Source organism: Methyloparacoccus murrellii, from assembly GCF_054657115.1.
Genome location: NZ_BAAHXD010000028.1, coordinates 18,796 through 43,949 on the forward strand (window position 1 = coordinate 18,796; position 25,154 = coordinate 43,949).

24 protein-coding genes are annotated in these 25,154 nt (G+C 66.9%); 10 read left to right on the top strand and 14 right to left on the bottom strand.

Translation table 11 applies throughout. The features are described from left to right. Positions 1-84: 84 nt before the first annotated feature. The 4 genes from ACYQ1H_RS09450 to asd form a co-directional block, all read right to left on the bottom strand. Positions 85-882 (bottom strand): ABC transporter permease, encoded by a 798-nt coding sequence (locus ACYQ1H_RS09450; protein WP_460027798.1) that lies wholly within the window; start codon positions 880-882, stop codon positions 85-87. Beyond that, positions 879-1,622: an ABC transporter ATP-binding protein gene (locus tag ACYQ1H_RS09455; RefSeq protein ID WP_460027799.1), complete on the bottom strand. Its 744-nt coding sequence runs from the start codon at positions 1,620-1,622 to the stop codon at positions 879-881. The genes ACYQ1H_RS09450 and ACYQ1H_RS09455 overlap by 4 nt, the downstream gene beginning before the upstream one ends. Then, entirely contained in the window at positions 1,619-2,584 is a 966-nt protein-coding gene (locus tag ACYQ1H_RS09460) for a PQQ-dependent catabolism-associated beta-propeller protein (protein ID WP_460027800.1), read from the bottom strand. The genes ACYQ1H_RS09455 and ACYQ1H_RS09460 overlap by 4 nt, the downstream gene beginning before the upstream one ends. A gap of 104 nt (positions 2,585-2,688) precedes the next feature. Next, a complete protein-coding gene (asd, locus tag ACYQ1H_RS09465; protein WP_460027821.1) occupies positions 2,689-3,558 on the bottom strand; it encodes an archaetidylserine decarboxylase in 870 nt (289 codons plus the stop codon). Between the two features lie 169 nt (positions 3,559-3,727). On the opposite strand from asd, the gene galE reads away from it, so the two are divergent. Then, on the top strand, positions 3,728-4,753 hold the full coding sequence (gene galE / locus ACYQ1H_RS09470; protein WP_460027801.1) for a UDP-glucose 4-epimerase GalE: 1,026 nt from the start codon (positions 3,728-3,730) through the stop codon (positions 4,751-4,753). 24 nt (positions 4,754-4,777) lie between these two features. On the opposite strand, the gene ACYQ1H_RS09475 is transcribed toward galE, so the two are convergent. The 3 genes from ACYQ1H_RS09475 to ACYQ1H_RS09485 all read right to left on the bottom strand — a co-directional run bounded on the left by ACYQ1H_RS09475 (position 4,778) and on the right by ACYQ1H_RS09485 (position 7,920). Next, positions 4,778-5,404 carry a DUF2062 domain-containing protein gene (locus ACYQ1H_RS09475; RefSeq protein ID WP_460027802.1) on the bottom strand — a complete coding sequence of 209 codons (627 nt, stop codon included), beginning with the start codon at positions 5,402-5,404 and terminating at the stop codon, positions 4,778-4,780. 111 nt (positions 5,405-5,515) lie between these two features. Continuing rightward, complete coding sequence (locus ACYQ1H_RS09480; RefSeq protein WP_460027803.1) at positions 5,516-6,604, bottom strand: mandelate racemase/muconate lactonizing enzyme family protein; 1,089 nt, start codon at positions 6,602-6,604, stop codon at positions 5,516-5,518. Positions 6,605-6,615: 11 nt separating this feature from the next. Then, positions 6,616-7,920 (bottom strand): MFS transporter, encoded by a 1,305-nt coding sequence (locus ACYQ1H_RS09485; protein WP_460027804.1) that lies wholly within the window; start codon positions 7,918-7,920, stop codon positions 6,616-6,618. A gap of 122 nt (positions 7,921-8,042) precedes the next feature. Between ACYQ1H_RS09485 and ACYQ1H_RS09490 the strand changes: the two genes are divergently transcribed. Both ACYQ1H_RS09490 and ACYQ1H_RS09495 read left to right on the top strand, forming a co-directional pair. Beyond that, the gene (locus ACYQ1H_RS09490) at positions 8,043-9,458 is read left to right on the top strand and encodes an aldehyde dehydrogenase family protein (RefSeq protein ID WP_460027805.1); all 1,416 of its coding nucleotides are present in this window, start codon (positions 8,043-8,045) and stop codon (positions 9,456-9,458) included. Continuing rightward, the gene (locus ACYQ1H_RS09495) at positions 9,451-9,774 is read left to right on the top strand and encodes an STAS domain-containing protein (RefSeq protein ID WP_460027806.1); all 324 of its coding nucleotides are present in this window, start codon (positions 9,451-9,453) and stop codon (positions 9,772-9,774) included. Before ACYQ1H_RS09490 ends, ACYQ1H_RS09495 begins: the two co-directional genes overlap by 8 nt. Positions 9,775-9,803: 29 nt before the next feature. Here the strand turns inward: ACYQ1H_RS09495 and ACYQ1H_RS09500 are convergent, their stop codons facing one another. The 4 genes from ACYQ1H_RS09500 to ACYQ1H_RS09515 form a co-directional block, all read right to left on the bottom strand. Continuing rightward, positions 9,804-10,808, bottom strand: coding sequence for an NAD(P)H-dependent glycerol-3-phosphate dehydrogenase (locus ACYQ1H_RS09500; protein ID WP_460027807.1), 1,005 nt, complete (start codon positions 10,806-10,808; stop codon positions 9,804-9,806). A 64-nt stretch (positions 10,809-10,872) separates the two neighbouring features. Next, positions 10,873-11,349 carry a protein-export chaperone SecB gene (secB, locus tag ACYQ1H_RS09505; protein ID WP_460027808.1) on the bottom strand — a complete coding sequence of 159 codons (477 nt, stop codon included), beginning with the start codon at positions 11,347-11,349 and terminating at the stop codon, positions 10,873-10,875. A gap of 102 nt (positions 11,350-11,451) precedes the next feature. Further along, positions 11,452-11,895, bottom strand: coding sequence for a rhodanese-like domain-containing protein (locus ACYQ1H_RS09510; protein ID WP_460027809.1), 444 nt, complete (start codon positions 11,893-11,895; stop codon positions 11,452-11,454). A gap of 3 nt (positions 11,896-11,898) precedes the next feature. Then, entirely contained in the window at positions 11,899-12,231 is a 333-nt protein-coding gene (locus tag ACYQ1H_RS09515) for an ArsR/SmtB family transcription factor (protein WP_460027810.1), read from the bottom strand. 203 nt (positions 12,232-12,434) lie between these two features. Here ACYQ1H_RS09515 and gpmI point away from each other — a divergent pair, with 203 nt between their 5' ends. The 3 genes from gpmI to ACYQ1H_RS09530 all read left to right on the top strand — a co-directional run bounded on the left by gpmI (position 12,435) and on the right by ACYQ1H_RS09530 (position 16,622). Then, positions 12,435-13,952 carry a 2,3-bisphosphoglycerate-independent phosphoglycerate mutase gene (gene gpmI, locus ACYQ1H_RS09520; protein WP_460027811.1) on the top strand — a complete coding sequence of 506 codons (1,518 nt, stop codon included), beginning with the start codon at positions 12,435-12,437 and terminating at the stop codon, positions 13,950-13,952. A 68-nt stretch (positions 13,953-14,020) separates the two neighbouring features. Then, positions 14,021-15,175, top strand: a complete 1,155-nt coding sequence (locus ACYQ1H_RS09525; protein ID WP_460027812.1) for a murein hydrolase activator EnvC family protein — start codon at positions 14,021-14,023, stop codon at positions 15,173-15,175. A gap of 40 nt (positions 15,176-15,215) precedes the next feature. Further along, on the top strand, positions 15,216-16,622 hold the full coding sequence (locus ACYQ1H_RS09530; protein WP_460027813.1) for a S41 family peptidase: 1,407 nt from the start codon (positions 15,216-15,218) through the stop codon (positions 16,620-16,622). Between the two features lie 288 nt (positions 16,623-16,910). Here ACYQ1H_RS09530 and ACYQ1H_RS09535 read toward each other — a convergent pair whose 3' ends face one another. Both ACYQ1H_RS09535 and ACYQ1H_RS09540 read right to left on the bottom strand, forming a co-directional pair. Next, complete coding sequence (locus ACYQ1H_RS09535; protein WP_460027814.1) at positions 16,911-18,452, bottom strand: PAS domain-containing sensor histidine kinase; 1,542 nt, start codon at positions 18,450-18,452, stop codon at positions 16,911-16,913. Beyond that, a complete protein-coding gene (locus ACYQ1H_RS09540; RefSeq protein ID WP_460027815.1) occupies positions 18,389-20,020 on the bottom strand; it encodes an ABC transporter substrate-binding protein in 1,632 nt (543 codons plus the stop codon). Before ACYQ1H_RS09540 ends, ACYQ1H_RS09535 begins: the two co-directional genes overlap by 64 nt. A gap of 210 nt (positions 20,021-20,230) precedes the next feature. On the opposite strand from ACYQ1H_RS09540, the gene ACYQ1H_RS09545 reads away from it, so the two are divergent. After that, the gene (locus tag ACYQ1H_RS09545; protein ID WP_460027816.1) at positions 20,231-21,349 is read left to right on the top strand and encodes a GGDEF domain-containing protein; all 1,119 of its coding nucleotides are present in this window, start codon (positions 20,231-20,233) and stop codon (positions 21,347-21,349) included. Between the two features lie 77 nt (positions 21,350-21,426). Beyond that, entirely contained in the window at positions 21,427-22,611 is a 1,185-nt protein-coding gene (locus ACYQ1H_RS09550) for an EAL domain-containing protein (RefSeq protein WP_460027817.1), read from the top strand. Here ACYQ1H_RS09550 and ACYQ1H_RS09555 read toward each other — a convergent pair. Beyond that, on the bottom strand, positions 22,608-23,120 hold the full coding sequence (locus ACYQ1H_RS09555) for a hypothetical protein (RefSeq protein WP_460027818.1): 513 nt from the start codon (positions 23,118-23,120) through the stop codon (positions 22,608-22,610). The genes ACYQ1H_RS09550 and ACYQ1H_RS09555 overlap by 4 nt on opposite strands. A 131-nt stretch (positions 23,121-23,251) precedes the next feature. On the opposite strand from ACYQ1H_RS09555, the gene ACYQ1H_RS09560 reads away from it, so the two are divergent. Both ACYQ1H_RS09560 and ACYQ1H_RS09565 read left to right on the top strand, forming a co-directional pair. Further along, a complete protein-coding gene (locus ACYQ1H_RS09560) occupies positions 23,252-23,962 on the top strand; it encodes a M15 family metallopeptidase (RefSeq protein ID WP_460027819.1) in 711 nt (236 codons plus the stop codon). A gap of 74 nt (positions 23,963-24,036) precedes the next feature. Continuing rightward, on the top strand, positions 24,037-25,154 hold a 1,118-nt coding region (locus tag ACYQ1H_RS09565; protein WP_460027820.1), incomplete at its 3' end, for a HAMP domain-containing protein.

Consider the following 25,154-nt stretch of genomic DNA (forward strand, 5'->3'; position numbering starts at 1 on the left):
ATAGCCAAGGCCAGCCTCGGGCCGGCCGGGCGGGTGGCCGCGATGCCGGCAGCGGCGGCCGGTCGCGGCGTTGGCAAGCGGTGCTCAGCCCTTGCGGCGCATGGCGCCACGGGCCGGGTTGTAGCCGAGGATGGCGATGGCCATGAAGACCAGCAGGGCGCCCGCCGTGACCCAGCAGGCCTCCGCGTTGAACTGCCCGTAGAGGGCGAACCGGATCAGTTCCACGGCATGGGTGAAGGGGTTGAGCTGCGCCAGCCGGTAGAGCAGCAGGCTGGATTCCTGGATCTTCCACAGGGGGTACAGGGCGGAGGAGAGGAAGAACATCGGGAAGATGACGAAATTCATCACGCCGGCGAAATTCTCCAGCTGCCGGATGAAGGACGACAGCAGCAGTCCCAGCGCGCCCAGCATCAGCCCCGACAGCAGCAATGCCGGCAGTACCGTGAGATAGCCCAGCGGCGGTGCCTCGATGCCGTACAGCCAGGCGACCAGCAGGAACACATAGGCCTGCAGCACCGACACCAGCACGCCGGCCAGCAGCTTGCAGGTGAGCAGGTAGCCGCGCGGCAGCGGGCTGACCAGCAGTGTCTTCATGCTGCCCATCTCGCGGTCGTAGACCATCGACAGCGAGCTCTGCATGCCGTTGAACAGCTGCACCATGCCGAGCAGCCCCGGCGTGATGTAGACCTCGTAGAGGATGTAGGTCTCGTAGGGCGGAATGATGGCCACGCCCAGGGTGGAGCGGAAGCCGGCGGCGAAGATGAACAGCCACATCAGGGGGCGCACCAGCGCCGAGACGAAGCGCTCGCGCTGATGCACGAAGCGCAGCAGCTCCCGTCCCGTGATGCCGCGCAGGGCGCGCAGGTAATGCCAGGGACTCATGCGGCCTCCGGACGGTGGGTCAGCCGTTCGAAGGCGGCGCCGATGCTGTCGGCGCCGGTTTGCGCCAGGACCTCGGCGACGTCCCCGATGGCGCGGATGCGGCCGGCGTGCAGGACGATCAGGCGGTCGCTGTCGCGGATTTCGTCGATCAGGTGCGTGGCCCACAGCACCGACAGGCGTCCGCTCCGGGTCAGCTCATGCACATGATCGACGATGGCCTTGCGGCTGGGGACATCCAGGCCCACCGTCGGCTCGTCGAGCAGCAGCAGCCGCGGCCGGTGCAGCAGGGCGCGGGCGATCTCGACGCGGCGCCGGTGGCCGCCGTTGAGCTGGCGGACCTTCTCGCCGGCACGCTCGTACATGCCCTGCCGCCGCAGTTCCTCCTCGATGCGCTGCATGGCCTCCCGGCGGCCGATGCCGTGCAGGGCGGCGTGGTACAGCAGGTTCTGGGTGACGGTGAGATCGAGGTCCAGTGTCGGTTGCTGGAACACCACGCCCAGCTTGGCCAGCGCCCGGCCGGTATCGCGGTGCAGGTCGAAACCGGCGATGCGGACATGGCCTTCGCGGCTGTCGTAGAGGCGGGTGATCAGCGAGAACAGGGTAGTCTTGCCGGCACCGTTCGGCCCGAGCAGGATCGCGCACTGGCCGGAATCGACGGTGAAGCTGACCTGGTCCAGCGCCTGCTTACGCCCGTAGGCATGGCCGAGGCGCTCGACGGCGAGGGCGGGCGTGGCGCTCACCGCTTCACCGCCACGCCCCAGGGATACTGCCCCACGGCAACCGAGCGGACCACCTTGCGCGACGCCAGATCGATGATGGAAATGTCGTTGCTGACGCCGTTGGTGGTGTAGAGCCGCTGCTGGTCCGGCGAGAACGCCAGGTTCCAGACCCGCTGGCCGACCAGCCAGTAGTCGACCACCTCGTAGGTCCGGGCATCGATCACCGCCACCCGGTTGGCCGGCCCCAGGGCGACGTAGGCATAGCGGCGGTCCTTGTCGATGCGGATGCCGACCGGCTGGATTTTCTCCTGGGTCACGCCGGGTATCCGGAAGCCGATCTTGTGGGTTTCCCTGCGGGTGCCGCTGTCGAGCACGGTCACGGTGCCGGCGATCTCGGAGCTGACCCATAGCTCTTGGCTGTCGTCGCTGAAGGCGCAGGCGCGGGGGCGCGGGTCGACCAGGGTGTTGTCGACGATTTCCAGGGTCTGGCGATCGATCCAGTGCGCCATGTTGGTCGTCTCGCTGGTGCTGACGATCCACCTGCCGTCGGGGCTGGCGGCGATGCCCTCGGGTTCGACGCCGACCGCTATCGTCTTGACGGTCTTGCGGGTGGCGAGGTCGATGACGGTCACCTGGTTGTCGTCCTCGTTGGAGGCGAACAGCAGCTTGCCGGCCGGATCGATGGCGAAGGTTTCCGGATCCTCGCCCGACGGCAGCTTGCCGGTGATCTTCAGGGTTTCGGTATCGATCACCTTGATGGTGTCCTCGTCGCTGACGGCCACGTACAGCGATCGTCCGTCCGGACTCAGGCCCAGCCCTCGCGGGCGCTTGCCGATCTTGAGGGTCTTCTCCCGCTTGCCGTCCGGCCCCGAGAGGACGGCGATGGCATTGTCCTTCTCCAGCGAGACATAGAGCGTTTCGGCCCGGGCCGTGGCGGCCATCGTGGCGGTCAGCAGGGCAATCGGCAGGGTGATCGATTTCATGGCGGATATCCGTCTTGCGATCCCGCTATTATCCGGCCGAAGCCGTGTCGAGGAAACTCCAGGACGCTGCCGGTCCGGGGCGCCGCCCTCGCGAGCGCCCGCGGCTAGCGGGCGGCGCGAACGACCCGGCCCATGGCCTCGCCCATGCGCATCGGGGCGCCGGGCTGGAGACGCGCGTTCCATTCGACCGCCTCCGGCCCGAACAGGACGATGATGGTGGAGCCCATGTTGAAGCGGCCCATTTCCACGCCGCGCGCCAGGGTGATCGGGGTGTCGGCGTAGGACCAGGTCCGGATGCCGGGGGCCGCGGGCGGGGTGACGACGCCGTGCCAGACGGTCTCGATGCTGGCCACGAAGATGGCGCCGACCAGTATCAGCGCCATGGGGCCGGCCTCGGTATCGAACAGCGCAGCCACCCGTTCGTTGCGGGCGAACAGGTTCGGCACGCCGCGCGCCGTGGCATCGTTGACGCTGAACAGCCGGCCGGGCACATGCACCATCTCGCGCAGGGTGCCGGCGAGCGGCATGTGCAGGCGGTGGTAATCGCGTGGCGACAGGTAGATGGTGGCGAACGCGCCGCCGAGGAACGGCGCCGCCCGCGCCGGATCGCCGCCGAGCAGGGTTTCGGCGCTGTAGTCCATGCCCTTGGCCTGGAGCAGGCGGCCGGCCTCGATGCGGCCGGCCTGGCTCAGGAAGCCGTCGGCCGGGCTGGCGATCACGCTCGGCTGGTCCGCGATCGGCCGGGCGCCGGGTTTCAGCGCCCGGGTGAAGAAGTCGTTGAAGCAGGAATAGGCGTTGAGGTCGGGTTCCTGCGCCTCGTCCAGGTCGATCCGGTAGGCACGGCTGATGCTGCGGATGAGGGTACGCCTGACGGCCGGGTTCCGGCAGTGGGTCAGGCGTCCCATGAGCCGTGACAGCCAGTGGTGCGGCAGCGGATACTGACCGAGGACGAAGAGCTTTTCCTTGAGCGGCATGAGCGTGAGGGGTACCGGGGTATCGATCGGGAGGCCGGCATTCTTGATGAGACCCCGCAGTGCGTCAACCGGGATCGCGGCGGCCGGATGGGGCGGCGGCATGCCTTGGACATGGCTCAGCCGGCATAATGGCGGGCCAGGCAACAACCCGACATTCGGCCATATCCCCATGACAGCTGCTCCTCCCTCCATCCTGGTTACCGGCGGCGCCGGTTACATCGGCTCCCACACCTGCGTGACGCTGCTCGAGGCGGGTTACCGGGTGGTGGTCTACGACAATTTCTGCAACAGCCAGCCGGCCGCCATCGCGCGCGTGCGGCGGATCGCCTCCGGCGAGATCGTGGTGGTGAACGGCGATGTCCGCGACCAGGCGCTGCTGGAGCGGACCCTGCGCGAGCAGGACTGCCAGTCGGTGATCCATTTCGCCGGCCTCAAGGCGGTGGGCGAATCGGTGGCCAGGCCGCTGGATTACTACGACACCAACGTGATCGGCAGCCACCGGTTGCTGCGGGCGATGCAGGCGACCGGTGTCCGCACCCTGGTCTTCAGTTCCTCGGCGACGGTTTACGGCGATCCGGTCTGCCTGCCCTACACCGAGACGCACCCCCTGGCGCCGACCAATCCCTACGGCCGGACCAAGCTGATGGTGGAGGACATGCTGCGCGACCTGCACCGCTCCGACGACAGCTGGCGGGTCGCTATCCTGCGCTATTTCAACCCGGTCGGCGCGCACCCCAGCGGGCTGATCGGCGAGGATCCGCAGGGCATTCCCAACAACCTCATGCCGTTCATCGCCCAGGTGGCGGTAGGCCGGCGGGCCGAGCTCAACGTCTGGGGCAACGACTACCCGACGCCGGACGGTACCGGCGTGCGCGACTACATCCATGTGATGGATCTGGCCGAGGGGCATCTCTGCGCCCTGCGCCGGTTGGCCGAGCCCGGCTGTCTGACCGTGAATCTCGGCACCGGCCGGGGCTACAGCGTGCTGGACATGGTGCGCGCCTTCGAACGTGCCTCCGGCCGCACGATACCGCTGCATTTCGCCGCCCGGCGGCCGGGTGATCTGGCCGAATACTATGCCGATCCGGCCCAGGCGGAAGCCCTGCTGGGCTGGCGGGCGAGCCGCGACATCGATGCCATCTGCGGGGACCACTGGGGCTGGCAGCACGCCAACCCCGACGGCTACCGGGGCTGAGTTGTCCGCCCGCCGCCGGCGGGATCAGGTGCCGCCGGATCGGTCGTCGCCAGATTGCGGATGAGGATGGGTGTGGTGGGCGATGAATTTCTGGTAGGTGGCGTAGCTTTCGCGGGCCATGACCGCCGAGTTGAACGGCGAGCTGCGGAACTTGCGCAGTTCCACCGCATGCCGGATCGAGCGCCGCCAGAGCCACTGCACCCCGAAGTAACCGAGCACGCCGCCGATGTTCATGAGGATGAAGCAGCCCAGCAGCAGGGGCGTGCCCAGCGCCATGGCCTTCTCGATGCTGAACAGCTCGGAGAACTGCTCGAAGCTGAAGGTGGTCGATCCCATCGCCAGCGCGCCGACTTCGTAGGCGAAGTAGTACATCGGCAGCCAGGTCAAGGGGTTGGTGATCCACACCAGCGCAACGGCGATCGGCAGGTTGGCGTTGAACCAGATGGCGCCGATGGCGGCGAGCACCTGCTGCCAGGGCAGCGGCGGGGTGTACATGCACCAGAGCCCGATGGCGAAGGCGCGGGATACGGAACGGCGGTTGAGGTGCCAGAGGTTGGGCGAGTGCAGGCGGTCGCCGAGAAACCCGAGGGCCTTGATCTGCTTGATCTTGTCGGGGTTGGGCAGGTACCGCTGCAATAGCTTCTTGGGCATGGGATCTGATCCTTTTTGGCGATGAGGTATTTCCTGGCTGGTGGCTATTGTACGAAGCGAGCCCATAAACGGGTATGAATTTTTCGAGTCCACACCGTGGTGGATGCGGGCTCAGGGTTCGACTCGCGGCGTCATGCCCAACCCCGGCGCTTCGCAGACCGACAGGTCCGGTCCGCAATAGCCATAACCGCCCGTCAGCGGGTCGGTCGCCAGCAGCAAGGGCGTGTCGAGATCGAGATGCTCGATGCCGCCGATGCCCATGACCAGCGCCAGTGAGCAGCCCATCGCCAGACGCGATTCCACCATGCCGCCGATCATGAGTCCCAGGCCCGCGGCGCGGGCGATCTCGGCGATGCGCAGGGTTTCCAGCACGCCGGATTTCATGATCTTGAGGTTGATGATGTCGGCCGCCCCGGCCTCGATGACCCGCAGGGCGTCCCTGGCGCTGAAGACGGCCTCGTCGGCGGCAATCGGCACCGGGGTCCTGGCGCGCAGCCAGGCCATCCCGGCCAGATCCTCGCGCGCCACCGGTTGCTCGAACAGGCGGATGCGGCAGCCGGTGGCGCTGGCCGCGGCGATGAAATCCAGCGCCTGCTCGCGGTTGTAGCCCTGGTTGGCATCGAAGATGAATGCGACGTCGGGATGCCGGCTGGCCAGTTCCTGGACCAGGGCGATCTCTGCCGCAGGATCGCGGCCGACCTTCAGCTTGAGCGTGTCGAAGCCGCGCGACCGCCATTGCGCCGCCAGTTCGAGGATGCGCCCCGCGTCGAGGATCGGCAGGGTGACATCGGTGCGTGCCGGCTGTGCCCGCGCTCCGCCCCAGAAGGCCCACAGCGGCAGGCCCAGGGCGCGACAGAAGGCATCCAGCATGGCCGTTTCCAGGCCGCAGCGGGCGGCAGGTTGCTCCGGCGTGGCACAGGCGAGCGAGGCGCTCAGCGCGCGGTAGTGCGTCACCGGCTGGCCCAGCAGCGTCTCGCGCAGATGTTGCGCGGCTCCGAGACTGCCGGTGCGGGTTTCGCCGGTCAGGGCGGTGAAGGGGGCCATTTCCCCGTAGCCGCGGACGCCGTTGGCGAGCGTCACGCGGACATAGGCGCTTTCGGCGATCGTCAGGGTGCCCCTGGCAATGGCGAAGGGGTCGGTCAGCGGAATGTCGACCGGCCAGGCGTCGATGCGGGTGATGGCGAGGGCGCCGGGCTGCATGACGGAACGGGTCAGCTGGGGCTTTCTGAGGCCGGCATCCGCCCCCAGCCGGCGAAGGCCCGGTGGTCCAGCCGGCGGATGGCCAGCGCCGCCAGGATGAACAGGGCGATCAGGTATAGCCCGAACACCTCGAAGCCGGCAGCGATGCCGAGTTCCCGGGTCAGCCAGGCCGCCAGCAGGGGGGCGGTGCTGCCGAAGACTGGCGAGGCGATGTTCACGGCCACGCTGACGCCACTGTAGCGGACCTCGGTCCCGAACAGCCCGGCCACCGCCGCGAAGGCGGCGCTGGTGTAGAGCCCGAGCAGGGCGGCGAAGGCGAAATAGGCCGGCAGCACCGGCGCCAGCCCGTGGCTGCCCGACAGCCAGCCCGTCAGCGGGTAGACGGTGGCCAGCAGCAGGCTGGCACCCACCGCCAGCACCGGCCGGTAGCCCCGGCGATCGGCCAGCCAGCCGCCGGCCAGTGTCATGGCGAGCGACAGCAGCAGTCCCCCGGACGTGATCATCAGTGCCTGCCGGGCCGTCAGGTGCAGCTCGGCCATCATGAAGCTGTTGAAGTACACGAAGGCGAAGAAGAAACCGCAGGTCATGGGCGTCACCACGGCGACGCCGAGCAGGATCGCACGCCGATGGTGGGCCAGTACCGCGCGGATGGGATTGCGCAGCAGCCGGTCCTCGCTGCGCGCCAGTTCGTAAAGCGCGCTCTCCGGCATGTGGCGGCGGATGGCCAGGCCGATGCCGGCTGCCAGCAGGCCCAGCAGGAAGGGCACGCGCCAGCCCCAGTCGTTGAACTGTGTTTCCGTCAGCAAGGCCGAGATGGCGCTGGAAATGGCGGTACCGAGCAGCAGCCCGGTGCAGGTGCTGGCCTGGATCAGTCCGGAAGCCAGGCCGATGCGGCGTTCGGGCGTATGCTCCATCACATAGGTGATTGCTCCGCCCATCTCGCCGCCCAGCGACAGTCCCTGGAACAGTCGTAGCAGCACCAGCACCAGGGTGGCGGTGTAGCCGATCTGGTCATAGCCGGGCAGCAGACCGATGCCGGCGGTGGGAATGGCCATGCCCAGCATCGACAGCGACAGGGCCCTGCGGCGTCCATGGCGGTCGCCGATGGCGCTGAACAGCATGGCGCCGAGGGGCCGCATGAAGAAGCTCACGCTGAAAACGGCAAAGGCCGCCAGCATGGCGAGTCCCGCTTCCTCCCTGGGAAAGAAGGTCTGGCCGATGAATAGGGAGAAATGGCCGTAGAGGGCGAAGTCGTACCACTCCAGCATGTTGCCGAGAATCCCGGCGATGATGGCCTTGCGGGTGAGGGAAGTCATGGCTTGGACGGCGTTCCGGGAGGTCGGCGGAGGGGCGGGGTTTGCTGGAGGCGAGATTGTGCCCGAAAAACCGGCATGGGATGATGCCCGTCCGGGCCGCATCACGAGCAGATCAGAATCTTATGGTGGATATCGACGACATCATGCAGCGCGCGGTGACGGCCGCCGCCGTGTTCAGCCAGTACGACCAGGCCGAGACCGATCGTATCGTCGAGGCCGTCTACCGCGCCGCCTTCGCTGCCCGCGTGCGCCTGGCCCGCCAGGCGCACGAGGAGACGGGCATCGGCCGCTGGGAGGACAAGGTCATCAAGAATGTGGTGGCCACCCAGTTCGTCTACGAGGACATCCGCGATCTCCGGACCGTGGGCATCGTCCATGAGGATGCCCAGGCCGGCATCATCGAGATTGCCCAGCCGGTGGGGCCCATCTTGGCCGTCATCCCGGCCACCAATCCCACCTCGACCGTATTCTTCAAGGTGCTCAGCGCGCTCAAGACCCGCAACCCGGTCATCGTCAGCCCGTCCCGCCGGGCTCGCGGCTGTTCCGTCGAGGCGGCGCGCATCTGCTACGAGGCGGCGCTCGCGGCCGGCGCCCCGGAGGACTGCGTGCAGTGGCTGGAGGAAGTGTCGCGGGTCCAGACCCAGGCACTGATGGCGCATCCGCAGCTGGCCATGATTCTCGCCACCGGCGCCACCAGCCTGGTGCATACGGCCTACAGTTCCGGCACCCCGACCCTGGGCGTCGGGCCCGGCAACGTGCCGGTCTATGTCGATGCCAGTGCCGACGTGGCGTTTGCCGTGCGGGAAATTTGCGCCTCCAAGCTGTTCGACTACGGCACCATCTGCGCCAGCGAGCAGGCCATCGTCGCCGACCGCGCCATCGCCGACGAGCTGATGGAGGCCTTCCGCCAGCAGGGCGCCTATTTCCTCGACAACCGCGAGGCGAAGCGGCTGGAGCCGGTCGTCCTCGACGAAAGCGGCCACATGGCGGGCGATATCGTCGGTCGTCCGGCCGAGGAAATCGCCCGCAAGGCCGGCATCCCCGTGCCGTCGGGCACCACCCTGCTGATCGCCACCCTGGAGGGGGTCGGCGACGACTATCCGCTGTCGCGCGAGATCCTGGCGCCGGTGCTGGCCTTCTACATCGCCGAGGATTTCGCCGCCGGCGTGGAGACCTGCATCGATCTCAATTTCTACGGCGGCATCGGCCATACCGTCAGCCTGTTCTGCAACGACGAGGCGCGCATCCGCGAGTTTTCGGTACTGATGAATGCCGGCCGGATCGTCGTCAACATGCCTTCGGCGCTGGGAGCGGTCGGCCATCTCTACAACCGCATTCCGCCCTCGCTGACTCTGGGCTGCGGCACCGGCGGCAAGAACATCACCACCGACAACGTCACCGCCCGCCACCTGATCAATGTGCAGCGCATCACCCGGCGCCGCGAGAACACGGTTTTCCAGCGCTTCGACAAGGCCCTCTACCTGGACGAGAGCCTCGATGCCGACGCCATCCATGCCCGGTACCACCGCAATGTCTGACTACAAGAACGCCCCGCCCGATATCCTGGACCAGGACAATAGCCTGCTCGTCCGCTTTCATGGCCGCATGGATGGCCTGCATACCGGCGCATTCAGCGAGGCGGTGCTGAGCCGCATCCGGGCCGCTGCCGGGCCCGTGGTGTTCGATCTTGCCGAGGTCGGCTTCTTGTCCTCGGTATTCCTGAGTCTTTGCATCACGGCGGCCAAGACCCTCGGTCCCGAGCGCTTGCAGCTCGTCAACGTCAGCCCGGAACTGCGGAAGGTGCTGAAGATCGCCGGTCTTGATGCGGGGCTGGTGACCCTGACGCCGCATTGAGTGACGGGCGCCGCTCGCCCGGGCGGGGCTCAGCGGTTGCCGGTTTCCGGCTTGGGTTCGCGCAGGAGCAGGTTGGTCACCGCTTCCGCCGGCGGCAATCCCTCGTAGAGGATGCGGTAGACCTGTTCGGTGATGGGCATGTCGATGCCGTGCCGGCGGGCCAGGTCGTGGACGATGCGCGCCGTCGGGATGCCTTCGATTTCCTGGCCGATCGCCCGGGCCACGGTGTCCGGCGTCTCGCCGCGGCCGAGCCCGATGCCGAAGCGGCGGTTGCGCGACTGGTTGTCGGTGCAGGTGAGGATGAGATCGCCGACGCCGGACAGCCCCATCAGGGTGTCGGGCCGGCCACCCAGCGTGGTGCCGAGCCGCATCATCTCGGCCAGACCGCGGGTGATCAGCGCGGCGCGCGCGTTGGCGCCGTATCCGAGGCCGTCGGCGACCCCGGCGGCGATGGCCAGCACGTTCTTGATGGCGCCACCCAGCTCGACGCCGACCATGTCGGAGCTGCTGTAGGCGCGAAAGCGCGGATTGTGCAGCAGCCCCACCAGTTCGGCGGCGAAGTCCGGCACCGCCGAGGCAACGGTGATGGCGGTGGGCTGTCCCTCGGCCACCTCGCCGGCGAAGGTCGGACCTGACAGGACGGCCGCGGGCATGTCCTCGCCGAGGACCTCGGCCACCACGCGGTGCAGCGGCAGTCCGCTTTCCAGTTCCAGGCCCTTGGTGGCCCAGGCGATCCGGGCATGCCGGCGGCAATGAGGCCGCAGCGCCTCCAGCTGCTCGCGGAAGGCATGGCTGGGCACGGCGACCAGCAGCACGCTGGCGGCGTCGACCGCCTCGGCCAGGTCGGCCGTGGTCGTCAGATTGGCGGGGAAGGGCGCCTGCGGCAGATAGCGGATGTTGCGCCGCTCGCGCGCCAGCGCCGCCATGTGCCCGGCGCGATGGCCCCACAGCTGCACCGGATGGCCATTGCGCGCCAGCACCAGCGCCAGTGCCGTGCCCCAGGAGCCGGCACCCAGCACCGCGATTCGGGTCATGTCGCGTCGAATGTCGTCATGTCGGGGCGGCGGATGCCGGCAAGTCGGCGAAGCGCCGATCTGCTCAGTGGCTGGTGACGGACTGGCCGCCGCCCTGCTGCATCTGTTGCAGGTGCTGGGCGTAGAGGGCGTCGAAGTTGACCGGGGCAAGCAGCATGGGCGGGAAGCCGCCCTTGGCGACCAGATCGGAAACCACCTCGCGGGCATAGGGGAACAGCAGGTTGGGGCAATAGCTGCCGAGCAGATGGCCCATTTCCTCGTTCTGGAAGCCGCTGGCATTGAAGATGCCGGCCTGGGTGATCTCGACCAGGTAGGCGGTCTTCTGTTCCAGCTTGACGGTCAGGGTGATGGTCAGGCCCACCTCGTAGACGCCGTCCTGGATCTGCTGCGCGCTGCTGGCGAGGTTGAACTCGACCTGCGGCTCCCAGGTCTGGGTGAAGACCTGCGGCGAATTCGGCGTTTCGAAGGAGATGTCCTTGACGTAGATCTTCTGGATGCTGAACTGGCGTTCGGCTTGATTGCTGGTGTTTTCTTCGGCCATGGCTAGGGTGTCAGGGTTGAGTGCGAAAAGGGGAGCGGACCCCGTCGCGGGCGGGGTGGCTGACGGGATTGCGGACAGTCGTGCGTGCGGTGGCGGCCGCGATCAGCCGCGCTTCTTGGAAACGGGCAGGCTCTGGTCCTTCCAGGCGAACATACCGCCCTTCATTTCATAGACCTTGGTGAAGCCGAGCTTGGTCAGCTGCTTGCCGGCGGCCAGGGAACGGGTGCCCGACTGGCAGGTGACGATCAGCGGGTGTTCCCGGTGCGGCGCCAGTTCGGCGGCGCGCTCGCCGAGCTTGGCCAGAGGGATGTTGCGGGCGCCCTCGATATGGCCCTCGGCGAATTCGTTGGGTTCGCGCACGTCGATCACCACGGTCTCGTCCTGGTTCATCAGCAGCACGGCTTCGTTCGGCGTCACGCTCTGATGCTTGCGGAAGGCGGAATCGATGAGGTCCTGGACAAGCAGGAGGGTGACGATGAACAGACCGCTGGTCATGACCCAGTGGTTGCCGATGAATTCCAGTAGCTGCTCGGGAGTGATGTTCATGCTTTATTCGGAGTCGGTGTTGCTGTGGGGGTTGCCGTCGGCGCAGAAGACTTCGCGCATCATCTGGATGAGCTTGAGGGTGCGCTTGTCGTCGATGAAGTAGTACACGCGGTTGGCCTCCTTGCGGCAACCCAGGATGCCCTTCGACCGCATGATGGCCAGATGCTGCGAGATGTTGCTCTGCGTCGTGCCGCAGATGTCGACGATGTCCTGCACGTTGACGCTTTCATCGCCCAGGATGCAGAGAATCTTCAGCCGCAGCGGGTGGGCCATGGCCTTGATGGACAGCGCGGCGCGGGTGATGTCCTCGTCCCGGCTGATGAGTTCTTCCTTCATGTTACGGTCTGTTGACTCCGGCGTTGTGGCTCCAGTTCGCATCGGTCCGATGGGCCACCGGGCACGACGCGTGAAGGAAAAACGGCTAAAATCCCGGCCAGCGGCGCCGGGTGGCGCCGATTCCCATTCCAGATCGACCATCCTGGTTCGATCCGTGATCAGCCGGAGATTATACGTTGAACTCGCCTCGCCCTAAACCCGTCGTGCTCATTATCCTGGATGGATTCGGCTACAACGAGTCCGATCAATACAACGCCATCGCGGCCGCCAACACGCCGACCTGGACGCAGCTCTGGAACGACTGTCCCCATACGCTGCTGCACTGCGCCGGCGAGACTGTCGGCCTGCCGGACGACCAGATGGGCAATTCCGAGGTCGGGCATCTTCACCTGGGCGCCGGCCGTCTCATCAACCAGGACTTCACCGCCGTCAACAAGGCCATCCGCGACGGTTCCTTCTTCGACAATCCGGCACTGTCGGCGGCGGCCGAGAAGGCCAGGGAAACGGGCAAGGCCCTGCACATCTTCGGCCTGCTGTCGCCGGGTGGCGTGCACAGCCACGACTTCCAGATCCAGGCCATGGCCGAGCTGGCCGTCCGCAAGGGCGTGGAGAAGGTCTACATGCACGCCTTCCTCGACGGTCGCGATACGCCGCCGCAAAGCGCGGCCGGTTCCATCCGGGCCCTGGAGGCCAAGTTCGCCGAGTTGGGCCGGGGGCGCATCGCCTCGCTGGCCGGCCGTTTCTATGCGATGGACCGGGACAATCGCTGGGAACGCGTCGAGAAGGCCTACCAGCTGATCGCCGAGGGCCAGGGCGAGTTCACCGCTCCGACCGCGATGGCGGGTCTGGAAATGGCCTACGCCCGCGGCGAAACCGATGAATTTGTCCAGACCACCGCCATCGTCCCGGCCGGGGAACAGCCCGTTCACCTCGAGGACGGCGATGTGGTGGTGTTCATGAACTTCCGTGCCGATCGCGCCCGCGAGATCACCAAGGCGATCAACGACGCCGATTTCGGCGGCTTTCCGCGCCGGGTCGTGCGCAAACTGGGCGCCTATGTCACCCTGACCGAATACCATCAGGACTTCACCTATCCGGTCGCGTTTCCGCCGCTGTCCATCACCCATACGCTGGGCCAGGTGCTGGCCGAGCAGGGGCTTACCCAGCTCCGCCTGGCAGAAACCGAGAAGTATGCCCACGTGACCTTCTTCTTCAATGGCGGCAAGGATGAACCCTTCCCGGGCGAGTCCCGGATACTCATCCCGTCGCCGAAGGTCAAGACCTACGACCTGCAGCCGGAAATGAGCGCGCCGGAAGTCACGGACGAGCTGGTCAAGGCCATCGAGGGTGGTCAGTTCGACGTCATCATCTGCAACTATGCCAACGGCGACATGGTCGGGCATACCGGCATCATGTCGGCCGCCGTCAAGGCGGTCGAGGTTCTGGACGCTTCGCTCGCACGGGTTGTGGCGGCGCTCGACAAGGTGGGCGGCGAGCTCCTGATCACCGCCGACCATGGCAATGTCGAGCAGATGGTCGACCCGGAAACCGGTGTCGCCCTGACCCAGCACACTACCTTCCCGGTGCCCCTGGTCTACAAGGGGCGTCCTAGCCGCACCCTGGCCGAGGACGGCAACCTGGCGGATATCGCGCCGACGCTGCTGGATATGCTGGGGGTCGCCAAGCCGACCGAGATGACGGGGCGGTCGCTGCTGCACTGAGCCACTCGCACCATGGCCGCCAATCCTCCCGCTCGCAGGCGCGCGGGCCGCACCTGACACGGTTCAGCTTGTCTCCGATCGGGCGGGCGGTTTTCCTCCGGTCCCTGGCGATGCTGCTGGCCAGCCGGGCCGGCGTGCTGGAGGCGATGGTCGAACCTGTGACCGAGCCGTTGGCGAATATCCAGCAGCGCATCGAGAGCACGCGCCAGACGCGCGATGCGCTGCAATCGGTCCGGGACCGGCTCGATCAGCAGCTGGCCGATATCGAGCGCCGCCAGGGCGAGCTGAGCCGTGAAATCGCCGAGCTGGAAGCCCAGCTGCGTGCCAGGGAGCAGCGCATTGCCGGACTGAAGCGGCAGCGCAAGCAGCTGGATGCGGAGATCCGGCGCCAGCAGCGTCTCCTGGCCGGACAGATGCGCAGCGCCTACGCGATCGGCCACAAGGACTGGATGAAACTCCTCCTCAATCAGGAGGAGCCGTCGCGCCTGGCGCGTGTGCTAGCCTATTACGGCTATCTGAACCAGTCCCGATCGGCCCTGATTCAGACCTGGCGGGAAGACCACATCCGTCTGGGCGACCTTGAGTCGGAGCTGAACGGGGAGATGATGCTGGGGCGCGAGACCCGGCGGCACGTTCAGCACGAGCGGGCCGACCTGCAGGCGGCGACCCAGGCAAGACGGCAACTGCTGGCCAGCTGGGACCGCGAGCTGAGCAGCCAGGCGGCCCGTCTGGCGCAACTCCGCGAGGACGAGCGGCGTCTGGCGGAACTGGTGAAGTCCGTCGGCGCGGAGTCTCCGCCGGCCGAGGCTCCGGATGCCAGGTCGCCGTCCGTTCAGGACAAACCACGCAAGGCGCGTTGTCCGCCGGCCGGTGCGCTGCTGGCGGCGTTCGGCAGCCCGCGGCTGAGCGGGCGCTGGGATGGCTTGCTGATCGCCGGCAGGGAAGGTGCGCCAGTCCGTTCGGTTGCCGGTGGCCAGGTCGCCTTCGCCGACTGGTTTCGAGGCTACGGCCTGCTGCTGATCCTCGATCATGGCGATGGCGTCATGAGCCTTTATGCCTTCAACCAGACTCTCTACAAGCGCCAGGGCGACGCGGTGACGGCAGGCGAGGTGGTCGCGGCCGTCGGCTCCAGCGGCGGCCGCGACAAGCCCGGGCTCTACTTCGGTATCCGGCGGAACGGACAGCCCGTCGACCCCGTGTCCTGGTGTGCCGGACGTGCCTGAGCGCCGGTGAACCCGTTTAACCCTTTCACGAGATTTCTCTATGTTGCGACCGAACCCCCTCTTGACTCTGATCGGCGCGCCGGTACTGGGCCTGACCCTGGGCGTGACGGGCATGGCGCTGGCCGAGAAGCCCGAACCGCCGGCCAACGCCACCCTGGAGGGCAAGACCGACGATCAGGCCCAGATACCGTTCGAGGGACTCAAGACCTTCTCCGAGGTGTATGGCCGGATCAAGCAGGACTATGTCGAGCCGGTCAAGGACGACAAGCTGCTGGAGGACGCGATTCGCGGCATGCTCACCGGACTGGATCCGCATTCGGCCTACCTCGACAAGGAACAGTACGACGAACTGAAGGTGGGCACCACCGGCCAGTTCGGCGGGCTGGGCATCGAGGTCGGCATGGAGAACGGTTTCGTCAAGGTCATCGCCCCGATCGACGACACCCCCGCGCAGAAGGCCGGGGTCAAGGCGGGCGATCTCATCATCCGCCTCGACGAGAAGCCGGTGAAGGGCCTGAGCCTCAACGACGCGGTCAAGATCATGCGCGGTGAGCCCGGCAGTCCCATCGTGCTGACCATCGTCCGCGAGGGCGCGGAACAGCCGATCAAGATCAAGCTGGTGCGCGACATCATCAAGGTCAAGAGCGTCAAGAGCCGCCTGCTGGAAGAGGGCTACGGCTATGTGCGGCTGTCCAGCTTCCAGGCCAAGACCGGCGAGAGCATGATCGAAGCCATCGACGAGCTGAAGAAGAAGGGCAAGCTCAAGGGGCTGGTCATCGATCTGCGCAACAATCCGGGCGGTGTCCTCAATGCCGCCGTCACGGTCAGCGATGCCTTCCTCGACGACGGCCTGATCGTCTACACCGATGGTCGTGTCGAGGACGCCAAGATGAAGTTCAGCGCCTCCTCCGGCGACCTGCTCGAGGGCGCGCCCATCGTCGTGCTGATCAATGCCGGTTCAGCCTCGGCCTCGGAGATCGTCGCCGGCGCCCTGCAGGATCACAAGCGCGCCATCATCATGGGCGAGAAGACTTTCGGCAAGGGGTCGGTGCAGACCATCCTGCCGACCAGCAACGGCGGCGCGGTCAAGCTGACGACGGCGCGCTACTACACACCCTCCGGCCGGTCGATCCAGGCCGAGGGCATCACCCCGGACGTGCCGATTTCCCGCGTCAAGCTGGAAGCCGCGCAGCAATCCGAGTTCGGTCCGCTCAAGGAGTCCGACCTGGCTAACCACCTGGAGAACCCCAAGGTTGGCCAGAAGCCGGCAACGCCGCCGCCGGCCGCCACCGAACCGGCCAAGGAGCCGCTGCTGCAGAAGGCTCCGGAGAAGACGCCGGAAGAGCAGGAGGAGGCGCTGGCCCTGCAGGACTACCCGCTCAACGAGGCGCTCAACCTGCTCAAGGGCATCAACATCATGCGCAAGGGCGAGGTCAAGAAGAAATAGCCGCCGGGGCCGCCCGCGCGCGAGCCTGCCGGCGAGGCGCCATGCCGCGGTGGCGCACGGGAACCGGCTACACCCGGTCATCGTCTCCCCGACGGTTCCTCGCGGATGGCTGTCGCCACGCGGGTGGCGGCCGGACCTCGAGCCCGGCAGCAGGGTAAATCGCCGGCGCGCACGGTTGGCGGGCCGTACCCGCTACCCCCCCCCGCGTTCAGCCGGATCGCGGCTCGTCCACGCCCGGGGGCCGGGGATCCGTTGCCGGGGATGCGGCAGATGCCGCCTGGTGTCCGATCACACCCCTTGGGGGGTGTCGACGGGTACCGTGAACCAGAAGAGGCTGCCGTGCCCCTCCCGGCTTCTCGCGCCCAGCTTGCCACCCATCAGCTCCACCAGCTGTTTGCTGATGGCGAGACCCAGCCCGGTGCCGCCGAAACGGCGGGTGAGGCTGGCATCGCCCTGGCTGAAGGGCTGGAAGATCTTCGCCAGTACCCCGGGCTTCATGCCGATACCGGTATCGCGAACCTCGAAGCGCAGTCGCCCGCTTGCGGAATCCCGCGGCCGATACCGTACGGTCAGGAGGATCTGGCCCTGCTCGGTGAACTTGATGGCGTTGCCCAGCAGGTTGATGAGCACCTGTTCCAGCCGGTCGGGATAACCCAGCAGGGTTGGCGGCGCGGCGGCCGGTCCCTCGATCTGCAGGGACAGCCTCTTGGTCTCGGCCATGTGGCGGAGCAGGCGATCGACCCGGCGCACCAAGACCGGCAGCAGGAAGGCCTGCCGATCCAGGCGCAAGCGACCGGCCTCGATAGTGGACAGGTCGAGCACATCGTTGATGATGCCCAGGAGGTGATCGCCGGCCTCGCGGATCAGGCCGACCGTCTCGCGCTGCTCCGCCGGGATGCGGTCCTGCTCCAGCACCTGGGCGAAGCCCAGGATCGCGTTCAGGGGCGTCCGCAGCTCATGGCTCATGTGGGCCAGGAACTGGCTCTTGGCGGCACTGGCGGCGGCCAGCTGGGCGGTACGCTGCTTGACCATTCTCTCCAGATTCTCGCTCAACTCGCGATAGCGCCGCTCGCTTTCCTGCAAGGCGAGTTCCAACTCCTTGCGGCGGGTGATGTCGAGATGCGTGCCCGACATGCGTAGCGGCTTGCCGTCCTCGCGCCATTCGACCACCCGCCCGCGGTCTAGGACCCAGACCCAGTCGCCGCTGCGGTGCCGCATGCGGAATTCGCACTCGTAGAATTCCAGCTCACGGGCAAAGTGGCGCTTGAGCTGGGCCAGCGCCTGGTCTAGGTCGTCCGGATGCACCAGGTCGGTCCAGGCGCGGATGGTCAGGGGTTCCAGCTCCTTCAGCGTCAGTCCCAGGATTTCGGCCCAGCGCTCGTTGAACGCGACTTCGTCGGTGACGACATTCCAGTCCCAGGTGCCGACATGGGTGCCCCAGATGATATCGGCCAGGCGCTGCCGCTGGCATTGCGCGGCATACTCGCTGTCCTGCAGGGCCTGGGTCCGTTCCGCCACCAGGCGTTCCAGGTTGTGGCGGTGGTGTTCCAGCTCCAGCTCCGCCGTTTTCCGTGCGGTGATGTCCATGATGGTGCCGATGAGCCGCGCGGGAGTGCCATCCTGATATTCGATGCTGCCCCAGGCGTCCACCCAGCGGATCTGTCCACCGCCGGGACGAACGATCCGGTACTGATCCTTGAGGAATTTGCCGATCTGCACCACCAGCCGGAAATGCGCCATGGCCCGCGGCCTGTCCTCTGGATGGATCAGACTGCTCCACGCTTCGGCAGTCCTTGCGAACCGCGGGCCGATGCCGAGGATGCCGTCCACACCGACGAACTGGTCCAGCGGCCGAGGCGCAGATCGGCCTCGTAATAGCCGATGTGGGCATTGCGCTGGGCAACCTCCAGCAGGTGTGTGCGGTGCCTCAGTTCGGCCTCCTGGCGGCGCCGGCGGGACACATCGCGCGTGGCCCCGATCAGCTGCATGGCCCGGCCTGCGGCATCGCGGACGATCGTGCACTGGTCCTCGACCTCGGTGTAGCGCCCATCCTTGCGGCGCAGACGATAGGCGCAGGTCCATCGGCATTGCGCGGAATCGAGCGTGCGGCGGATGCTGGCCATGACACGCCTGCGGTCATCGGGATGAATCCGCTCCCGCCAGGCCGCCACGCCTCTGCCCAGTTCTTCCGCGGCATAGCCGAACAGTGACTCGAACGCGGCATACCAGCTCACCCGGTCGCGGGCAACGTCATATACCCAGGTGGTGTCGAACGTGTTGCCGATGACCAGCCGGAAACGCGCCTCGCTGTCCCGCAGGCGGCGGTGCAGGCGGTAGACGTGGAGAGCGGCGCCGCTGATCAGCGCCAGGCTGGCCAGCGCGGCGGCGAGGTAGGCATGCGGCCACTGGCGCCCTTGTGTCCAGCCGGTGTCCTCGAACAGGAACCGGTCCAGCGTGAAATCTGCCGGCAGCATGCCCAGCTCGGCATAGGCATCGGCGATGTGGCGCCAGCGCTCGCGGTTCATGTAGCCCAGCGGCACCAGCGGATGCTGGACCAGCGGCGCGATATGCCGGGCCTCGAATTCGAGCGCCTCGGGGCTGGCCTGCGGCGCATAGCGTTCGCGGATCAGCCGGATGGTGTCGTCGATGTGCTCCAGGGCGTACCGCCAGCCTTTCAGGCTGGCTTCGCGAAACGCCAGTGCCCGCTGCGGGTGCTGCCGGATTTCCCGCTCGGTGGTGAAGAGGTTGTCGCCGTAGAAGTCGATTCCGGCGGCGCGCGGACTGTATAGCTGATAGGCAAAGGACGCCCAGCCGAGCAGGAACGGAGCGATGGTGACATAGGCCGCCATCGCGTCCGTCTTGCCGGCGATCAGGTCCTGCAGCTGGAAACTATGCTCCAGACGCGTGAACTGCCTTTCCGTCAGCCCTTCGCGGCGCAGGTAGGCGAGCAGTTCCTCGGCGCCAGGCTCCATCATGATGCGTTTGCCCAGCAAATCGTGAACGCTCTGCGCGTAGCCACGGTCGGGCACTATCAGAACGTAGGGAGAGTGCTGGAAGATGGCGGCCAGGGCGACCACTGGTTGCCCCGCCTGCCGGGCCAGCAGCAGGCTGCTGGAGCTGGTTCCGTAGTCGGCCCGGCCCGCGACGACTTCCTGGATGGCATCGAGCCCGGGGCTGGCCTCGCGGATGGTCACGTCAAGCCCGGCCTCACGGTAATAGCCTTGTTCCCGGGCGGTGTAATAGCCGGCGAACTGGAACGCGTGCTTCCACTTGAGCTGCAGGGTTACCGGTTCGTTCGCGCTGGCCTGGCTCGAGCCGCCTGCCGCCATGACGGCAGCAGTCAGAATCCAGTTCCACAGGCATTTCCCGCGGCTCTGGCGGAGGTTTTTCATTGGCATGCAGGCGATCTTTTCACCACGAAGGATCGAGGGGTATCCCGGGCGGCTTCCCAAAATGGTTATATTTATAAGTTCGACTATAGACCGTTTGCCCGGACGCGCATCGCCATGGCTCATGAGACCTGCTAGGACTGCCGGATATCCGGATTGTTCGAGCCGCCGTGAATCGGCGGCTCCCGATAAACATCACCCGCGAGAGGCCTGAAGCCCATGGAATCGTTTCAGTGGACCCGTCAGTTCGAAACGGGTATCGGCGACATCGACGAGCAGCACCTGCGGCTGGTCGAGCTCATCAACGCTTTCGGCGATCACCTCACGGGGTCGGCGGATCTCGATCTGGCGGAGCTCGAAACGGTATTCGCCGAGTTGGCCGCCTATGCCGATTACCACTTCAAGGCCGAGGAGGCGATGATGGCCGAGAGCCGGCTGGACGAACGTTTCCAGACGCTGCACGTGCAGCAACACGCCGACTTTCTCGACGAAGTTCAGCGACTGCGGCAGAACATGCTGAAAGGTGATCCGGAGGGGGCGCAGCGCCTGCTGATGTACCTGATTCACTGGCTGGCCTATCACATTCTCGGGACCGACAGATCCATGGCCAGCCAGCTGATGGCAGTACACGGGGGCATGTCGCCCGAGCGGGCCTATCTGGACAACACCCGCCGTACGGCGGATGGGGCGATGGATTTGCTGCTGGGCGCCCTGAACGGCCTGTTTCACGAGGTTTCCGAACGCAACCGCGAGCTGGTGCAGCTCAACGCGTCGCTGGAACGCAAGGTCGCCGAGCGCACGCAGGCGCTGCAGGAAGCCAATCGCCAGCTGGAGCAGCTGGCCAATACCGACGCCCTGACCGGCCTACCCAACCGGCGTCAGGCGCTTTACCGGCTGGCCCGCGCCTGGCGGGCAGCCGAGCAGTCGGATGCGCCGCTGGCCTGCCTGATGCTGGATGCCGACGGTTTCAAGCAGGCCAACGACACCCATGGCCATGATGCCGGCGACGAGGTGATACGGCAGCTGGGCTGGCTGCTGCGTGACAGTCTGCGCACCGACGATTTCGTCGGCCGCATGGGGGGCGACGAGTTTCTGGTCATCCTGCCCGATACCCCGCTGGCAGGTGCCCTCCTCATCGCCGAACAGCTGCGCGAGGCGGGGACACGGTTGCGGGTGCCCCTCGGGACCGCCGAATGGCGCGGCAGCCTCAGCATCGGCGTCGCCGTGCGTGCGCCCGGCATGCCGGGTTACGAGGCGCTCATCAAGGCTGCCGACAACGGGCTCTACGCCGCCAAGCGCCAGGGCCGCAACCGTGTGGGGCAGGCACCCGGGCCTTAGGCTTGGGCATGCGTGCTACCATCCCGACCCACGCCTTATCCCCAATGCCTGCCATGCCTTCATCGCTGGAATCGGCTTTGAATGAGGCTCTCGAAGAGGGCCAGTTCGTGTACTACTACCAGCCGAAAGTGTGCCTGCAGGATGGCCGCCTGTCCGGCGTCGAGGCACTGCTGCGCTGGATGAAGCCTTGCGGGACCATGGTCCAGCCGGCCGATTTCCTGCCGGAAGCCGAATCCAGCGGTTTCATCCGGGAAATTTCCAAGGGCATGCTGGACCGGCTGCTGGTCGATTTCGTGCTCATTCACGAGTTGCATCCCACCTTGGTGCTCTCGTTCAACCTGACCGCCCAGGACTTCGATTCCAGCGAGATCGTGGATCGTCTGCGACGGTCCATCGGCAGTCTGTGCATCGATCCCCGCTACCTGCAGGTCGAACTGACGGAGACCTCGCTGATCCACAGCTCGCCGGTCGTGCGCGAGAACATCCACGCCCTGGTGGAAATGGGCATCGCGCTGGCGATGGACGACTTCGGCACCGGCTATTCCACCATCGACGTACTCAGCCAGTGGCCGTTCAGCGTGGTCAAGATCCACCAGGGCCTGGTCGAGCGGGTACTGGCGTGCAGCAAGAGCATGGCGATCGTCAAGTCCTGCATCTACATGGCGCACCAGCTTGGCGTGAAGGTGGTTGCCGAGGGCATCGAGAGTGCCGAAGTCTATGATTTCCTGCTGCATGCCGGCTGCACCGAGGGACAGGGCTACTGGATGGGGCGCCCGATGCCGCTCGATCAGCTGGTCGAATACCTCAAGCAGGACCATCACTGGGCCGGCAGCCCCATCGGCTTCATCCACATGGCGCAGATGGATCACCTGTGCTGGCGGCGCAACTTCATCGAGTGGGTGATCGCCCGGAATTTCGGCCGCGATCCACCGTCGATGGGCGAATGGCTGCATGTCTCGATCACGGAGGGCGAGTGCGATCTCGATCGCTGGTATCGCGAGCAGGGCCGCGTCTTTCGCGGCATGGCCGCCTACGACGCGCTGGACAGGCCGCACCGCCTGTTTCATGCCGTCTGCCGGGAGATCGTCGAGGCGGTCGACAAGGGGGCCAATCTGGCCGAGATCGTCGACCGGCTGCGGCACATGATGCAGTGGTCCGGCGAGGTTCTGACCCGCCTGCAGGAACTGGAACTGGAAGCCTTGCTGGCGCGCAGCCAGTCGGCGATCGGCCAGGCACCATCCGACTTACCGCCGCCGGTCTAGGACCGGTCACCCGCGCTGTCGCTTTCCAGCGGCTGCAGGCGACGGCGCCAGGCCGACAGGCGCTGCAGCGCGATTTGCCGGATCAGCCGTGCCTGGCGATAAACCGCCGTGGCCCGGATGCGTTCGCGAGCCCAACCCAGCCAATAGGTCACGCTGCCATGCAGCCGGGCGAACCAGCGGAAGCTCAGCAACTTCTCCCGGGTCAGCGCAAACAGGTGCGAAAGCAGGAGCGTCCCGGCCAGTTTGGCCGCGACGAGCAGGGCGATACCCTGCACGACATGGCCGCGGGCCATGAGCCAGACGGCGACCAACTTGAACGGCGTCACCAGGAGGACCGGCAGCAGGAAGGTGGCCATTGCGACACGGGGACTGGCCGCCAGCAGCCAGCGGTCGAAGCTCAGCAGGTGCAGCCAGGCCGACAGACGGTAGCCCAGCGCCGTCAGCCATTCCCAGATCCATTCCTCGAGGATCAGCAGGAAGGCCAGCAGCGACAGGAGGAGTTTCTTCATCTTCAACGAGGAGTGGTTGTAGGCGGGATGAGGCATTCTCGGCCATCGCCGTCCCCGCGGCCCGCATGGCAACCGCGCCTGTCGCCGGAAGACCTCAGGCCGCCCCGACGTCCGCCACGTAGAGTCCATCCATGAAACCCTATCAAGGTCTGCCGATCGCCGAATGCGGCGAGCCGCTGGTGACGATTCCGCCGGCCCGGTTCCGGCTGGCCACGCCTCACCCCTACGTGGCGCTGGGCGCGCCGTATCATGGCAGCGCTCCCTGGCGGCTGCGGCTCGGCGTTCTCGAGGCGCTGACCCGGGCGCAGCGGCACTTGCAGCGGCTGCGCCCGGGATGGTGGCTCAGGCTGTTCGACGCCTATCGGCCGATTGCCGTGCAGGCCTTCATGGTCGAGCGGGAGTTCAGGCAGCTCGCCGGCGGGCGTATCCCCCGCGAGGTGCCGGCGGCGGAACGCGCCATCCTGCTGGAGCGCGCCTACCGCATCTGGGCGCCCCCCAGCCATGATCCCGCCACGCCGCCGCCGCACAGCACCGGTGCGGCGGTCGACCTCAGCCTGTGCGATGCCGAAGGACGCGAGATTCACATGGGATCGCCGATCGACGAGAACTCCGCGCGTTCCGAGCCGGACCACTTCATGGCGCTCGACCCCGTGGCGCATGCGCACCGCTGCCTGCTGTGCCGCGTGATGACGGACGCCGGCTTCCGCCGGCATCCGGGGGAATGGTGGCATTTCAGCCTCGGCGATCAGCTGTGGGCTTGGCAGATGCGCGAGGCGGGCGCGACCGGCCGCGTGGTGGCGCGCTACGGACGTGCCGACCTGCTGCACGATGCGGGGCCATGAGCGGGCATGCTTCGCGCCGGGCCGATGGCTGGTCTGCCTCGGGGTAGAATCAAGTTTTTGGTTCCGCATCGCCCATGAGCCTGAGAGCCCGACTGCTGTGGATGGTCCTGCCGTTTCTGGCCCTCGCCGTGCTGGTTCTGGCCGTCGGCATGAGCTGGTTCTCGCGCCAGACCGTGCTGCGCCAGGCAATGCAGGACGGTCAGCTGCTGAGCAGTGTGCTGGCCCGCAGCATCGAGGTCAGCCAGAGCACCCGGCAGGGCATGGAATTCATGATCGCCCGCGATCTCATGAGCTCGGCCGGCATCCTGGCGCACTTCGTCGCCGTTGCCGAGGCCTGCCAGCTGCCGGCCGCTGCCATCACCGAGCGGTTGCGGAGCATGGTGAGCCCCGACAACCTGTCGGAAATCTGGATCACCGACGCCCGTGGACATGCCTACCTGCATACCGTGCCGGACATCGACTTCCAGTTTTCCCCCGATCCCGCCCTCCAGCCGCAGGCATCGGCATTCTGGCCGCTGCTGTCGCCCGCGCCGCCACCTGCCGTCGTCCAGCAGCTCAAGCCGCGCGAGGTGGATGGCCAGCCCTTCAAGTATGTCGGCGTTCCGGGTGTCGATCAGCCGCGGATCGTGCAGGTGGGGCTGGACGGCCGCATGCTGGCCGGGATGCTGGATTCGCTGGGCGTGCAGGAACTGCTGGACCATATCGTGGAAGAGGGCGACATCCAGCGCGTATGGGTGGTGAACCGGCAGGCCGAGGTCGAGAACATGGCCATGCGCGGTGGCGCGGGACCGAAGCCGGCTCCAGCCAAGCCGGACCTGCGCCTGCTGAGGGACGTCATGGCCCAGGGCCGGGCCGGGAGCCGGCTGGACGAGGATTACATCGCCATCGCCGCGCCGCTGGCGCTGTTGCCGAATCTTGCCGACGGCGGGGGGGGACAGCGGCCGGACGCGAAAGCCCTACCGACCGGTGCCCTGCTGCTGCATGTTTCCATGGGCATGCTGGATCGCCTGCTGGTGCGCGAAGTCTGGGTCGCCATCGCAACGGCCGCCCTGGCCTTGCTGCTGGGCACCTGGCTGGCGGCGGCCTTCGCCCGGCGCATCGTCCGGCCGGTCGAGCTTGCCGCGGCTGCCGCCGAGAAGGTGTCGGCGGGCGACCTGACGGTGGAACTGGTGGCGCCGGGCCGGGACGAAAT